Source organism: Halodesulfovibrio sp. MK-HDV (assembly GCF_009914765.1).
GTDB lineage: Bacteria > Desulfobacterota > Desulfovibrionia > Desulfovibrionales > Desulfovibrionaceae > Halodesulfovibrio.
This window is the reverse complement of the sequence record NZ_WYDS01000029.1, coordinates 1-14,403: the sequence shown is the minus strand read 5'-3', so window position 1 is coordinate 14,403 and position 14,403 is coordinate 1. Positions and strand designations below refer to the sequence as shown.

15 protein-coding genes are annotated in these 14,403 nt (G+C 44.9%); 6 read left to right on the top strand and 9 right to left on the bottom strand.

What is annotated here, in order from left to right; all coding sequences use genetic code 11:
* The first annotated feature begins 90 nt into the window (after positions 1-90).
* Positions 91-1,164 carry a two-component system response regulator gene (locus MKHDV_RS17405; protein WP_160717595.1) on the top strand — a complete coding sequence of 358 codons (1,074 nt, stop codon included), beginning with the start codon at positions 91-93 and terminating at the stop codon, positions 1,162-1,164.
* Between the two features lie 263 nt (positions 1,165-1,427).
* On the opposite strand, the gene MKHDV_RS19290 is transcribed toward MKHDV_RS17405, so the two are convergent.
* From MKHDV_RS19290 to coaE, 4 genes are all read right to left on the bottom strand, one after another.
* On the bottom strand, positions 1,428-1,556 hold the full coding sequence (locus MKHDV_RS19290; protein WP_371416043.1) for a hypothetical protein: 129 nt from the start codon (positions 1,554-1,556) through the stop codon (positions 1,428-1,430).
* Positions 1,557-1,780: 224 nt separating this feature from the next.
* The gene (locus tag MKHDV_RS19285; RefSeq protein WP_371416042.1) at positions 1,781-2,080 is read right to left on the bottom strand and encodes an NAD-binding protein; all 300 of its coding nucleotides are present in this window, start codon (positions 2,078-2,080) and stop codon (positions 1,781-1,783) included.
* Positions 2,081-2,092: 12 nt separating this feature from the next.
* A complete protein-coding gene (locus MKHDV_RS17395) occupies positions 2,093-3,421 on the bottom strand; it encodes a TrkH family potassium uptake protein (RefSeq protein WP_160717593.1) in 1,329 nt (442 codons plus the stop codon).
* An 80-nt stretch (positions 3,422-3,501) separates the two neighbouring features.
* Positions 3,502-5,103, bottom strand: coding sequence for a dephospho-CoA kinase (gene coaE, locus MKHDV_RS17390; protein ID WP_160717591.1), 1,602 nt, complete (start codon positions 5,101-5,103; stop codon positions 3,502-3,504).
* Positions 5,104-5,224: 121 nt separating this feature from the next.
* Here coaE and upp point away from each other — a divergent pair, with 121 nt between their 5' ends.
* Positions 5,225-5,851: a uracil phosphoribosyltransferase gene (gene upp, locus MKHDV_RS17385; protein ID WP_160717589.1), complete on the top strand. Its 627-nt coding sequence runs from the start codon at positions 5,225-5,227 to the stop codon at positions 5,849-5,851.
* Between the two features lie 192 nt (positions 5,852-6,043).
* Positions 6,044-7,285 (top strand): uracil-xanthine permease family protein, encoded by a 1,242-nt coding sequence (locus MKHDV_RS17380; RefSeq protein WP_160717587.1) that lies wholly within the window; start codon positions 6,044-6,046, stop codon positions 7,283-7,285.
* A gap of 58 nt (positions 7,286-7,343) precedes the next feature.
* On the opposite strand, the gene MKHDV_RS17375 is transcribed toward MKHDV_RS17380, so the two are convergent.
* The 4 genes from MKHDV_RS17375 to MKHDV_RS17360 all read right to left on the bottom strand — a co-directional run bounded on the left by MKHDV_RS17375 (position 7,344) and on the right by MKHDV_RS17360 (position 10,556).
* Positions 7,344-7,847 carry an FxsA family protein gene (locus MKHDV_RS17375; protein WP_160717585.1) on the bottom strand — a complete coding sequence of 168 codons (504 nt, stop codon included), beginning with the start codon at positions 7,845-7,847 and terminating at the stop codon, positions 7,344-7,346.
* 255 nt (positions 7,848-8,102) lie between these two features.
* Entirely contained in the window at positions 8,103-8,765 is a 663-nt protein-coding gene (cmk, locus tag MKHDV_RS17370; RefSeq protein WP_160717583.1) for a (d)CMP kinase, read from the bottom strand.
* Complete coding sequence (gene hisC, locus MKHDV_RS17365) at positions 8,755-9,876, bottom strand: histidinol-phosphate transaminase (RefSeq protein WP_160717581.1); 1,122 nt, start codon at positions 9,874-9,876, stop codon at positions 8,755-8,757. Before hisC ends, cmk begins: the two co-directional genes overlap by 11 nt.
* Before the next feature lie 230 nt (positions 9,877-10,106).
* Positions 10,107-10,556 carry a universal stress protein gene (locus MKHDV_RS17360; RefSeq protein ID WP_160717579.1) on the bottom strand — a complete coding sequence of 150 codons (450 nt, stop codon included), beginning with the start codon at positions 10,554-10,556 and terminating at the stop codon, positions 10,107-10,109.
* A gap of 267 nt (positions 10,557-10,823) precedes the next feature.
* On the opposite strand from MKHDV_RS17360, the gene MKHDV_RS17355 reads away from it, so the two are divergent.
* The gene (locus MKHDV_RS17355) at positions 10,824-11,306 is read left to right on the top strand and encodes a hypothetical protein (protein ID WP_160717577.1); all 483 of its coding nucleotides are present in this window, start codon (positions 10,824-10,826) and stop codon (positions 11,304-11,306) included.
* Between the two features lie 155 nt (positions 11,307-11,461).
* On the opposite strand, the gene MKHDV_RS17350 is transcribed toward MKHDV_RS17355, so the two are convergent.
* Positions 11,462-11,950, bottom strand: coding sequence for a CinA family protein (locus MKHDV_RS17350; protein WP_160717575.1), 489 nt, complete (start codon positions 11,948-11,950; stop codon positions 11,462-11,464).
* A gap of 110 nt (positions 11,951-12,060) precedes the next feature.
* Between MKHDV_RS17350 and MKHDV_RS17345 the strand changes: the two genes are divergently transcribed.
* Together MKHDV_RS17345 and MKHDV_RS17340 are read left to right on the top strand one after the other, a co-directional pair.
* Positions 12,061-12,855, top strand: coding sequence for a hypothetical protein (locus MKHDV_RS17345; protein ID WP_160717573.1), 795 nt, complete (start codon positions 12,061-12,063; stop codon positions 12,853-12,855).
* A 197-nt stretch (positions 12,856-13,052) separates the two neighbouring features.
* On the top strand, positions 13,053-14,213 hold the full coding sequence (locus tag MKHDV_RS17340) for a cytidine deaminase (protein ID WP_160717571.1): 1,161 nt from the start codon (positions 13,053-13,055) through the stop codon (positions 14,211-14,213).
* The last annotated feature ends 190 nt before the right edge of the window (positions 14,214-14,403 follow it).

Genomic DNA, 14,403 nt, shown 5'->3' with positions numbered 1-14,403 from the left:
CAAATATATATATCAATCGCATTTGTAGATAGAGGGTTGGCTACGTAGTGGGTATGTGTTGACAGTATATAGGCATGGGGGGCTAGTCCTGTGAATAGAGACAAATTAACAGTTCTGGTGGTCGACGACGCACCGGAAAACATTGAGATACTGCGAACTATCCTGCAACCGCAGTATAAAGTTAAAGCTGCTCGAACAGGTGAAAAAGCACTTAAAATTGCACGTAACAATCCGTCTCCCGACATGATTCTGCTTGATGTAGTCATGCCGGTAATGGACGGGTATGAAGTGTGCCGTCGTTTAAAAGCTGATCCGGCAACGGCAGAAATACCGATAATTTTTATTACTGCAAAAAATTCAGCGGACAATGAAACGCAGGGCTTTGAATTGGGGGCTGTGGACTACATCGCAAAACCTGTCTTGCCTGCCATTGTTAAAGCTCGTGTAAGTACTCAGCTGGCCTTGCGAGATCAAACTCATCATTTGGAAGAGCTTGTTTTGCAGCGGACAATGGAGTTGCAGAACACCCATTTGGAGCTCATTCGTTGTTTGGGGCAGGCTGCTGAATACAAAGATAACGAGACTGGACTGCATGTTATCCGAATGAGCCATTATGCCCGTATAATAGCTCAACAGCTTGATGCAGGTGATGAGTGGGTTCAGCTGGTATTTCAGGCGTCTCCAATGCATGACGTTGGAAAAATTGGTATCCCTGATTCTATCTTGAGTAAGCCTGGTAAACTTACTGAAGAAGAATGGCAGACAATGCGAAAGCATCCTGAGTATGGAGCTGAAATTATAGGTGACCATTCATCGTTGTTGCTGTCCATGGCTCGTGAAATTGCGTTGACTCATCATGAAAAATGGGATGGAACCGGTTACCCGTACAACCTGTCCGGCGATGATATTCCACTTTCAGGTAGAGTGGTAGCCATTGCGGATGTGTTTGACGCACTGACATCAGAGCGACCGTACAAACATGCATGGGCTGTGGAAGATGCTGTTGCGCTTATTCAGGAAAATGCAGGGAAACATTTTGATCCGAAATTGGTTGCTGTTTTCTTGAAAGAATTGCCGGCAGTTCTTGAGATTAAAAAGAAATACGCAGAAAATGCAGCGGATGTGTCAGAACATCTACACAATGTTTTCGGCGTTTGTGTGTAAATTTTATTTAATAGAGGTTCCTTGTGATGTGGGTTTTTTAATAAATGAATGCTCCTGATTACATAATCTGAGGTAACGGGTAGTGCTTACAAATAAAAATGCATAGGACTCTTTGCTTACTATAGGTACGCATTACAATCTTTCCAACATAGTCGTTGAGGACAAAAGTCCTTCTTCAGGCAGGCGATTATTTGCAAAAAAAGGGTGGAGTTCAATACTCCACCCTTTTTTACGTGTAATTATTGCGCGTTGCGGCGGGGTGCTTACGACTCAAGCTCAAGAAGATCGGATTCTTTACCGATGGCGACGAGGATGTCTCCCTCTTCCAGCGTTCTGTCCGCAGGCGGAACAAATTCATATTCCTTATCGCCTTTTTTTTTTGGTGGCAACAACCATGACTCCGAAACTTGTCAGACCGAGATCTATGAGGCTTTTCCCTACCCAGTTATGAACTTCCAGTTCCTGTAACAGAATATTGCCGCCAAGCGGCAGTAAGTCCAGCATTCCCGGATTTGCTATGCGGTGTGCAAATTGGCTTGCTGCATCGCGTTCCGGTTGAATTACAGTTTCTACTCCGAGCCTGCCCAGAACAACTGCGTGTTCATGACTGATGGCTTTAACTGCCAGCTTTTTTTACACCCATTTCTTGTAGGTTCAGAACAATCAGAATAGATGTCTCCATAGACTTGCCGACGCTGACGACGACCTTGTCTAAGTCCATAAAGCGAAGCTGTTTGAGCACGACATCGTCGGTGGCGTCTGCCTGATATGTCTGTGAAAGAAATTCTTCTGCTTTCTTGGTGGCGTTGGAGGAGCCGTCCACGCCAATAACTGTGTGTCCGAGTTCGGATAAAAACTCAGCAAGTGCGCTGCCAAATTTACCGAGTCCAATAATTCCGACTTCCATTTTTTTCATATGTATATGCTCCTAGCCGATAGGAAGGTCTGTTTCCGGTACTTTGTACCGAACATTTGAATGAAATTGTTGTAGTGTTGTCAGCAGCCAGATGGGGCCGATACGGCCAATAAACATAAGGGCGATAATAATGCATTTACCACCTGTGGTAAGTTTTGCGGTTAAGCCCATGCTGAGTCCAACTGTGCCAAATGCTGAAACGACTTCGAAAAATATTTCTAAAAATTGTCCGCGCAACTGAGTATGAGAATAGTTGCCGCCCTCCGTCAGGTTGAGTGCAACAGTGGCAAGTCCGACGATAATAGTGGCGATAAAAACAAGCGTAACAACTTTGTTGATGGTCTTTGAATCTAGCGCCTTGTTGCCGATGACAACTTGCTCACGCCCGCGAACCTGCGCCAGCATAAATGCTCCGAGTGCACGGAATGTGGTCACTTTAATCCCGCCTGCGCACGACCCCGGTGCTCCACCGATAATCATTAAGAAAATCATGAACAGAAGATACAGGTTCGTCATTTCACTCATGTTTACTGTGTTGAATCCGGCAGTACGAGCCGTTACAGACTGAAACAGGGATGTAAGTAAGTTCGTTGTTAACGGGGCGTCGTTAGGGGAGGATATGCGCGAAATGAAAAGCACAACTGTTCCGCCAATAATAAGCATGGCAGATGTTGAAAGAATTATTTTAGTGACGAACGATATCTTGCCTTTCCTGCCTTGCCGGAACCACAGGTGAAGTTCATCAAGCACAGAAAAGCCCAATCCACCGAGAATGATGAGCATCATAATGGTGAAGTTGATCCCTGTGTTGGTGACCATACTCATCATGTTATCTGGAAAAAGGGAAAATCCTGCATTGCAGAAAGCGGATACCGCATGAAAGATTGCTGAAAATACCGTAAATCGATCATCACCGAAGAAATAGAGCAAAATTGCACCGATAATTTCTATGGTAAATGTCATGGAGGCGAGACGCAGCAAAAAGCGGCCTAAATCGAATGATGTGTTGTGAAGAAGTGCCTGCCCGACGGCAAGCCTGTCTGTGAGAGTTACTCGTCTCCTCACTAGATACAAAGCAAGACTTGAATATGTCATGATACCAAGTCCGCCGAGCTGAATAAGGGCAAGCAATGTAGTTTGCCCTCCCTCTGTCAGCGATGCAGCAGGGTCGAGAACCGTAAGTCCTGTGACGCATACCGCTGATGTTGCGGTGAAGAGTGCGTCTATCCAGCTCATAGCGCCTGTAGATGAAAAATTGTACAGAAGTATAGTACCAACAAGTATTGTTGTACTAAAGGCTGCTACAGGAAGCACAAAAGGAAGTAACGTCTTTTTAGCCATGAGGGTGCAATACGCCTACATGTTGTTGTGTGCAAGAGGCTTTAGAAGCCTCTTGCACTATTTTTATTGTCTGAAAATAGCTAATTGCTCCACAGAACAGTGATTGCATCAATTGTCTGTTGCAGTTTTTTCGTACGCACACGCAGAATGGCGTCGATAAATTTGTCTACAGACTGATTGAGTGCTTCAAGCGAGCCATTGTTCTCAAGAATGATGTGACACGCTTTCATCTTATCATCTTCTGTCCATTGCCACGAGTCCATGGTTGCGATGAGATCTTCATCCCAGCCTCGAACCTTTTGCAATCTGCTTTGACGAGATTCTTTGTCGCATCGGACACCGGCGATAATGTCTACATCCCTATCCCAGTGTGATTCGTGAAGCAGTGGGATTTCAGCAACTGCAAACGGATCTGCAGCGTGCTCCTGCCAGAAGCGCATGAGATCGTGCAAGATCAATGGATGAACAAGCTGCTGTACTTCGTTACGGCTGGATTTTTTCTCCTGCATGCGTGCGAACAGTACCTTGCGGTTTACTGGGCCTTCGTCAGGGGACACATCGGAGCCGAAACGTCCGCGGAGTACATACCAGCCGTCCGCGCCGTTTTCGTACAGCTTATTAACGATTGAATCTGCACTCCATGTGGCAATGCCTTTTTCTGCAAGTGCAGAAAGAACAACGGATTTACCACATCCCGGCATACCGGTGAGGGCAACTCGCTGTACAGAAACCGTGAGGCGTTCGATAAGCGCAAGAAAGTCCTGCGGAGGCTGACAGGTGAATGACATGGTTTCTTTTGTTGTCGGATGCTCAAAATCAAGTTTCCATGCGTGGAGCATCTGACGGGAGGCGTAAGGTGCCAGTGGAGAATTTTCTTTAACACCACCACCGTACAGGGTATCTCCCCAGATAGGGTAGCCAATGTGGCTCATGTGCACTCGAATCTGATGTGTTCTGCCTGTGAAAATTTTAACTGCGACAAGCGAAAATTTGCCTTTCGGGTCGGAGTATAGTGTGCGGTACGATGAATGTGCTTCTTTTGATTCAGGTACAACAGCCATACGGACTTTCATTTTAGGATCACGGCCGATTGGTTCCATAATCTCGCCGGATTCAGGCGGAGTGCCATGCACGAGAGCAAGGTATTCTTTAGAAATAATACGTTCGGCAAATGCATCAGAAAGGGTTAGGCGGGTCTTTTCATTGAGTGCAACAATGAGAAGACCGGAAGTATCTTTGTCGATTCGGTGCACAATGCCCGGGCGAAGTCCTTCCATCTGTGTGATTTGTGGAACGGAGTGTGCTAAGCGATGTACAAGAGTTCCTTCAGGGCAACTCGGGCATGGGTGAACAGTAAGACCGGCTTCTTTGTTAATGACAATAATATCATTATCGCGGTGCAAAATTTCAACATCGCCTTCTTCAGGGTTGATGTCGTTTTGCACTTGAGGGATGGTAATGATGATTTTCATGCCGGTAAAAATTTTATTTTTGGGTTTTGTGCATTTTTCATCGTCAACAGTCACAAAACCGTCTTTAATGAGTTTTTTAACTTTTTCTCTGCTAATAGACTCATTTTTAAGGATATCGCCAAGGTGTTTGTCTAGTCTGACGCCATCAATAAGTGCAGGGACACGGTGCTTGATTTTAAAAAAATCACTGTATTCTTCGGGTGTTGTCATAATATTTCTTGCTTGTTGTTTTTGTTTCTTGACCGCTGGCGTTTATTTGGAGTATATACCATTCGTTTAGGCGCGGTCTTTTTAGACCGCTTTTTTCAAGTAATCGCCCAAGGAGGCCGATGTGGCTGTTTACGTGGTTGACCATCCGCTGGTCAAACATAAACTCGGAAGAATTCGCGAAGCAGATATTTCTGTTGCTGAATTCCGTGCACTTTCCAATGAAATTTGTCGTCTTCTCACCTACGAAGCAACCAAAAATCTCGAAACAGAGAAATGTACCGTCGAAGGATGGGCTGGTTCTGTAGAAGTAGACCAGATTAAAGGAAAGAAAGCTACCGTAGTTCCAATTCTCCGTGCTGGCATTGGTATGCTGGACGGTCTTATGGATATGATTCCAGGCGTTAAAGTTAGCGTCGTTGGTATGTTCCGTAATGAAGAAACTCTTGAGCCTGAAGAATACTACGTTAAGCTCGCAAAAAACATTGATGAGCGTACCGCGATTATTCTGGATCCTATGCTTGCAACCGGTGGTACACTTATCGCGACCATCGACTTGCTTAAAAAAGCTGGATGCAAAAAAATCATCGGTCTGTTCCTCGTTGCAGCACCAGAAGGTGTTGAACGTGTTGTTGCAGCGCATCCTGACGTAGATATTTACACTGCATCTGTGGATGAACGACTCAATGAGCATGGATATATTTTACCAGGTCTTGGTGACGCTGGTGATAAGATTTTCGGAACCAAATAGCGTTTCGATCCGTTTTTGAACGGGAAGAGCATTTGACCCCCTGTTCCTGCTTTTTTTAAAGCTGTGGACTCGGGGGAAGGGTGCTCTTTTTTTGGGCGGTCAGGATATGGTTTAGTGCAGATATAGTGTTTTATATCAGAGTGTTGCGCTATTTTATTGAGAATTGAGTTACAAAAACTCACAGTAGGAGGAATGGTGTCAAACATAAATACGGAATATTCTTTTAGGCTTAAAGATTGCCTGCTCGGTGCACAGATGTTGTTTGTTGCATTTGGTGCGCTTGTTCTTGTTCCGCTGCTCACAGGGCTTAACCCTAACGTGGCGTTCTTTACTGCCGGTGTCGGAACCTTGCTGTTCCAGCTTGTTACAAAACGTTCTGTACCAATCTTTCTTGCATCTTCTTTCGCGTTTATTGCCCCAATTATTTACGGCGTACAGACTTGGGGTATTCCGTCAACCATGTGTGGCCTTGCTGCTTCAGGCTTTCTGTACATGGGACTTTCTGTTCTTATTAAAGTTCAGGGGCCACAAATTATTGAGCGTGTATTGCCTACCATTGTAACCGGTCCGGTTGTTATGGTTATCGGCCTTATGCTTGCTCCTGTTGCTGTATTTAACGCACTGGGTAAAACTGGTGATGGTGCTGTTCAGCTTATCCCTGAGCCAACAGCACTCATTATCTCCATGTCAGCCCTTGGAACAACTATTCTTGTATCCCTTTGCGGTAAGGGAATGCTTAAACTGGTTCCAATCCTGTGCGGTATTGTTGTAGGCTACGCATTAAGCCTCTTCTACGGCATTGTAGATTTTTCTCCGATTGTAAATGCTCCTTGGTTTGCGGTTCCTAGTTTTGTAACTCCTGAATGGAACTGGGAAGCAATTCTTTTCATCGTTCCTGTTGCGATTGCTCCTGCAATTGAACATGTGGGTGACGTTCTTGCTATCGGCGCTGTTACCGGTAAAAACTACATCAAAAAACCGGGTATCCACCGCACCATGCTTGGTGACGGTATTGCAACCACCTTTGCTTCCATGCTTGGCGGACCTCCTAACACCACATACTCTGAAGTAACCGGTGCAGTTGCTCTTACAAAATCTTTCAACCCGGGCATCATGACATGGGCTTCAATTATTGCCATTTGTCTGGCGTTCGTTGGTAAACTCGGTGCGGTTCTCGCAACAATTCCGGTTCCTGTAATGGGTGGTATCCTTGTACTGCTCTTCGGTACCATCGTTGTTGTTGGTATGAACTCCCTTGTTCGTGCGGGTCAGGATCTTATGGAACCTCGCAACCTCGCAATCATGGCTGTAATTCTTGTATTCGGTGTTGGCGGCATGGCTTTCAGCGCTGGCGCATTCAGCCTCAAAGGTATCGGTCTTGCCGGTATCATCGGTATTATTCTGAACCTCATTCTACCGAAACATCGCGCATAGCCTGACATACCGTCCAATTAAGGCTAAAGCCCCTGTCGCATATGCGGCAGGGGCTTTTTTATTCAAATTTCCGAAGGATTCTTTTTTGCAGAAAAATTGCAATGACCGTTGTTATGGGGGGGAGCAGAATAACTGTTCCTATGATGCTGAACATGATCCCCGGAAGAAGAAACAGCGTGGCGGCAAGTGCGATAAGTGCTGAGCGGTATGCCGTAACCGGTGGAAGGAGTCCTATTTGAACATCCTCTAAACAGGTGGTTATCCAGTCTGCTCCATTGAATTTAAGGATAATTAATCCAAGGAGATTGGTAGCAATGGTAATAACAAACAGCACTACTTGAGGGTGCATAGGGGTAATGAGCTTGTGTTCCAAAGGGTTCAGTATGGAAAATATAATAAACAGGGCAAGATAGTGCCGCATTTTTTCCGGATAAATAGCTTGTAATGCACGTAGTAGAGAGGCACATGTTTCCAGTCGTTCTACCTGCCGGATCTTGGATTCATCGATCTCGTGTTCGTCCAGCAGAAAACGCAATTCTGCTTCTGTAATAGTGGGCTTCATAATATATTGTGTGGTGGTTAGTTCAAAAAAAGTAGAAAATTTTGCAGAAAAATGAGGAGAATGTAGTAAGTTCAGAGATTGCACTATGCCATAAGTTTGTAAATATATGTGTGAAAAGATGTTATAGGCTCTAATACAAACATATTGCATAGTTGGTGTGCTGTGCGCTGGTGCTTATACAGTAAAAAGCCTCCGCCGGAGGTGTCCGGCAGAGGCTTGAAAGTCTGTTATGGAATCGCTTGAATTGTTCTTATGTTATTCGAAAAAATCCATGATGGCTGTAAATACACCCTCAATATCAAGTTCAGTTGTATCAATAATATTAGCATCTTTTGCTGCAATTAACGGTGCAATAGAACGAGTTCTGTCCTGCATGTCACGTTCTTTAATCTGCGTGATGATGAGGTCAAGATCTGCCGGTTTTCCCATTTCCTGCAACTGGTTAAAGCGACGTGAGCCGCGTTCTTCTGCAGTTGCATCAAGGAAAAACTTGTATCTGGCTGTAGGGAAAACAACAGAGCCCATGTCTCTGCCTTCTGCCACGAGAGAAGTCTGCGTGCTAATTTCACGCTGGACTCGTTTCAAGGCATCGCGCACCACTGGGAGCTTTGCTACGGAAGAAGCCAAAGCGGCAACTTCTTCTGTACGAATTTCGTCACCGACAGGAGTGCCATTGACGGAGAGTACAGATTTGAATCCAATGCCGGAGAGGGAGAAGGCATATTGTGCAATATGCGCTTCCAGTTCCTGTTCTGACATGGTTGGAGCAGCTTCTCCAAATTTCCAGCCAAAGATACGGAACATAGCTCCGGTATCGAGGTAGGCAATGGAAAGTTCCTGTGCAACACGCTTGGCAAGGGTTGTCTTGCCGACACCGGCGGGACCGTCGAGTGTAACGACGCGCAGGTTATTCTGCATTAAGAATCTCCTTGAGAGCAGAAATAAGCACTTGGTTCTCATAGGCAGTGCCGATGGAAATACGCAAGTGTTTAGGCAGATTGTAGCCTTTTACAAGAGGACGAATAATGAGGCCGCGCTTTAGCAGCTCTTCATTAAGATAGCTGCCATCTTTTGGAGCTTCTACCATAATAAAGTTTGCGAGAGACGGGTAGACTTTAAAGTCTAACGCCTCTAACTCCTGCGTAAGGTAGGTGCGGCCTTCGCGTGTTACACGCAGTGTTTCTTCAATAAAAGGCGTGTCATTCAGCGCGGCAATGCCTGCTTGTTCTGCCAATACGTTTACGTTGAAAGGTGCACGGATGCGGCGAAGGTATTCTGCAAGGCTAGGGTGCATAGCCCCGAAACCGAGACGAAGGCCGGCAAGACCGAAACATTTAGAGAATGTTCTTAGCACACATACGTTTTCGTATTGTGTAAAGCGCGGCAGCATGGAATAGCTGTCTAAATCTTCTGCAAAATCCATGTATGCTTCATCTACAACCAAAAGACAGTCTGCGGGCAGCTTTGAGTGGAGGGAAAGAATTTCCTCAACATTCGGTGCATAGCCGGAAGGATTGTCCGGTGTGGTGATAAATACAATGGATGTCTGATCATCAACCAGCTTAAGCAGGCTGTCCCAGTCAAACGTAAAATCTTTATTTAATGGTGCCTGACGGAAATCGACACCGTTTAGGCATGAAAGAACCTGATACATGGAAAAACAAGGGTCAAAGGCAACAATGTTGTTTTTACCCGGTGTTGCTTTAACACGGATGAGCATGTCGATGACTTCATCAGAGCCGTTTCCGGTTACGATGGTGTCTTCTGGAATATGAAAATGATGGGCAATTGCTTCGATGAGATGCGGGGTTCCAACCTGACCATAACGGAATGTGGATGCTGCATGAAGTTTGATGGCATCCTGAACACGCGGGGAAGTTCCCAGCGGGTTTTCGTTACTGGCGAGTTTGATGATGGATTCGAGACCGTATGCCTCTTTTACCTCGTCGATGGACTTTCCTGCCGTGTAGGGCGAAAAGCCTTTAACTTCAGCGCGAATTGCTTCACTTACACATACTTTTGAGCTCATGTATTGCCCCTTTTCCCAATTTTTCTTCAATTTGCTTTTTGACATACCGTCTGTGGCTGTTTTGGCTAGTATATAATGATATAGTAACAAGGTCAGAGGCAGTAGTCGTTTGTTAGACAATAGTTGAGCAAGCTATGCATCAAAAAAATTATGCACAATAAAAAGGACGACCCAATATGGGTCGCCCTTTTGAATAGACTACTAAAATGTATATCGCAAGTGGCAGCGTGTTACTTGGTAAAATCTGGCCTTACTGTAAGGACCGGAATATCTGCTCCGCGAACAATTTTGGCAGCTACAGAACCAAACAGGATTCTGTCTATGCCGGTTCTGCCGTGTGTACCCATAATAATGAGATCGGCTTTTGCATCAGCTGCAATTTCAAGAATTTCTTCAGCGGCAAAACCTGTAACAACTTTACCTGTGGTTTTTACACCGGAGAAGTGTTTTTCTAGGAAATTGTCCATACTTTTTTCTGCACCGGTAACAATTTCACCAACAAAGGATTCGATTGTATTCGGTGGGACGTGGAAACCTACATACTGGTTTAATGAAGGAGCTGCGTAAACAACGATCAGTTCAGCGTCAAATTTTTCAGCAAAAAGTCTTGCATATTCTGCGATATAGGTACTTTCGTCAGAAAAATCGACAGCCACAACAGCTTTTTTTATAGCAACCATACTACCTCCTCAAGGATAATGAGTATCTGTCTATAGCGGTTAACTGCTTTGTTTTATACACCATATACACACACTCTGTGAAGATAGACAAGGATAACGTTCTTATGTAGTTTGCAGAAGTTGTGCATTTTTTCCCGCAAATCATAGGCAGAAAATGCCGTGTGGTTCATGCCCGAAAAATGAAAATGTACTGTTTTCAAGGGTTCAGACGTTTTGGCAAGCTCTTTGCTACGTTAGGAGTAAATCCTAATCGCCGGGGATATTGTTATGAGAATAAATACGACAGATCAAATTACATCGATAGCTAAGCAGAATCAGGCAACCACAGCTCCTAAAAGAGCTGCCGATGGTTTCCATAACCTGCTTTCTCAGGAACTTGAGTTGCAGAGTAAATCTGCAACAGAGGCAATGTTGCCTCCCGGTACCCGCTCTATTGCGTTTGACCCGCGTCTGAACGCGGATCAGCAAGTCTCTCAGACTGCTGTTGATCCGAATAAGGTTGCAGATGAGTTAGAAGGCATTCTTGATCAGTGGGAAAAATATTCCACACAGATCAGTACCCAAGGCTCACCGGATCTTAAGGGCGCGTTTGGCACACTTAAAGAGCTTGCCTATAACCTTGCTACGCTCAAACAGACTGCACCGTCTCTTGAATCTGATTTTCCAGAGTTGGACACCGTGCGTAATGAGCTTGAGGTTATGACCGTAACTGAACAGTTTAAATTGAACCGCGGGGATTATCTCGCGTAATATTCAAGACGCTGCTGTCGTTTCTTAATAAGAAACTAAAGTGGCGTGCAGGGATGGATTGCTGCACAGCAGACCTCCTTGCAGTAATGAATAGAAAAAGAAAAGGCAGCCTGATGGCTGCCTTCTTTTGTATTCTAGAATGAAATTTATTTTTGCTAACGTTTTAGTTCATGCAGCAGCGTTGTAATTGCTGCCATAGCAGTCTGGTATCGAACATCGGCTCTTCCGCCGCTGAATACGTGATGCAGAGCAAAGTGCTGCGTGCCTAAAGCAAATCCTATCCAGACTGTTCCCACAGGCTTATCTTCTGTGCCTCCGGTGGGACCGGCAATGCCTGTTACAGATATTGCTACCTGCAAATTCAAGGCTTCCTGTACTCCCCGTACCATTGCCAGAGCGGTTTGTTCGCTTACGGCTCCGTGTTCGAGCAACGTTTCATGTGGTACATGAAGGATACTTTCTTTTACTTCATTTGCGTAGGAAACAATTGTTCCCCTAAACCAGTCGGATGAGCCGGAAACTTCGGTAAGTAGCATGGAAAGAAGCCCGCCAGTGCATGATTCTGCCGTGCCGAGCATGTATTTATTTTGGCGAAGTAACTCACCGAGTTCTACAATCTGAGTGGATAATTCTGGAATATGCATATGATAACTCCCTGAATAACCGCTATCATTGCGCGAGAGGCATAGCAAGCAGTCCTTGCAAGAGGCTCTGCGTCCAATGTAGAATAGCATGAAGAACAGGAGGCGGAAACATGGCAGATTTTACTTCTATTTCGTTGGCCCTTCAAGGCGAGGTAATGGTCGACATTGCCAACGGTTTTTTCGGGGCACGCAAAGCTATAGATGATGAATGTGAGCTTTTTGAATATATAGAGAGTGACATCCGACTTGCAGAGCAGCGTGCCTTGAACATCTGCGCGCAACTGCAAGCGCTGTTGACTAGTGAAAAAGATGTGGAAGAATTGTTACGTGCCATTGGTGTGCCTACAGATTTTTTACGTCGTGTTGATTTTCCAGACCCATGGTTAAGTATGAAGCTGCCTTTCGCCTTTACTACAGAAGGGCGCTATAAAAAATGTGTTCTGGAAACGTATGAGCGCATGTGCAATGCTTTTGAATATTTCCTGCACGGCATGACGTATGAAAAGAAAGGCACTATAGAAAAATACGGCAGAACCACAGGGTATTACCGGTATATGGAATGGTGTCATGACTTGAATGACCGCATTAAGAAGGTAAACCGAGACCGTTCACCATCGCAGGTTTTGAGTGTCGTGCGCGGTATGGATGTGGAAAAAGTTGCTAAGCAGCGTGCGGTGGGAGCTGTTACCAGTAAAGCAGGGTGTATTCCCGGTGATGATCTGTGTATGTTGCTGGTGCCATGTGAAGAATTTACTGAAATGGAGCTTCCAGAGCTACCTTTGCTTGAATTTAGATTCCAGAGTGAAAACACTGTAGAGACGCTTGTTAAGCGACATGCTTCAGAAGTGTATAAAAGAGATCGAAAAAAAGTAGGTTCTATACTTGAGATCTTGAAAAAGAATTAAAAATTACGCATGAAAAGGGCAGTGCAACAGTACTTGTGGCATTAACTACAGTTTTCGCTAGTTGTGTCGAAAAGTATTGTACGCTGCCTTTTTGTATTGTTCGCTATATATGGCGAGTTAGAAACTGGCAGCAGTCATTTTGTTAGAGACGTGATACAGGCTTACCGAAAAGCATGTTTATTTTTCAGGAGATAGTAATGCGCTGTCGATTTTTAGCTGTGTTTATGGGCATTGCCCTGAGTGTATTTACCTTTGTTGTTGTGCCTAATGCATATGCAGAAGCGCCTATTAAAGTTGTATATGGTTTTGACAGAGAGTTTCCGCCATTTTCTTTTGAAGCAGCAAAAGGGAAGGCTGTTGGATTCGATGTTGATTTGATCCGCGCAATTTTTAAAGGTCAAAACGTTAAGTTGGTAACACGCCCGCTCGTTTGGGATCATGTTTTAATGGAGCTTTCTTCCGGCGCAATTGATTTGACCACTGGTATGGCAAAAACAAAGCAGCGTAGCTTGCTCTTTACTTTTTCCGAGAAACCGACACTGCCGATGAAAATTCGTCTGTTTACCAAAACTCCAAATAGAGTCGGGAATATTACCTTGTTGCGCGGGCAGAAAGTGTCCGTAAAACGTGGTTCATTCCAGCAGCGTGTTCTAGAGGATTTTGGTGGCATGAATGTGAAGTCGTTCGGGACTAAAGTGGATGCAATCCACGCTCTTGGTCGTGACGAAGTACAAGCATATTGTGGACCAGAACAGACCGCCTACTACTACTTGAATCGTTTTAAATACGGCAAGATTAGTGCTGTAGGTAGCCTCATGCGTATTACAGAATCGTTTGTTTCGGTGAACCGTAACAAAGAGCGTATTCTGCAAATGGTGAACAAAGGGTTCCAGCGCGTTGTTGCAACGGGTGAATACGATAGTATTTACCGTAAGTGGTTTGTGCCGGAATTATACGAAGATGAGCTTAACATGTTGTTCGAAGCCGCTTCTGAAGCCGCTGTGAATGCATATGCCCCATATTCAAAAGTTCCTGTAGGTGCAGCAGTGCTTACTCGTTCTGGTAAAACGTATGTCGGTTGTAACGTTGAAACTGCTAAGGAAACTGTTTCGGCCATTAAAACAGCAATGCTTAAAGCGATTGCGGACGGTGAATACGATATCCGTGCAGTGGCAGCACTTGCTCCGGATGGGTCAGTTATCGCCCCGACCGCTGAAGATAGGCAGTTTTTGTTCGAGTTCGGACGCGGCATTCTTGCAGCAGTTGAACCGGATAGAGGTGATGTGAAAATGATTATGGTTTCCCAGCTGTTACCATATCCTATTTTGTCTGGTAACAGAGGGTTTACCTACGATTAGCAGAATAGTTTTCCAAATATTTCTAGAAAAAAAGCCGACATATGTCGGCTTTTTTTATTTGTGTAATCAGAACTGATCAAAGTGTTTGAAGGAAAAGACTGTTTTTTTGCCATAATGGTTAAAGTCGATACATAACTGCCGATAAGCAAAGTGTACTGCTGTAGCGCAAGGGGCGGGTTTTAGTTTCATT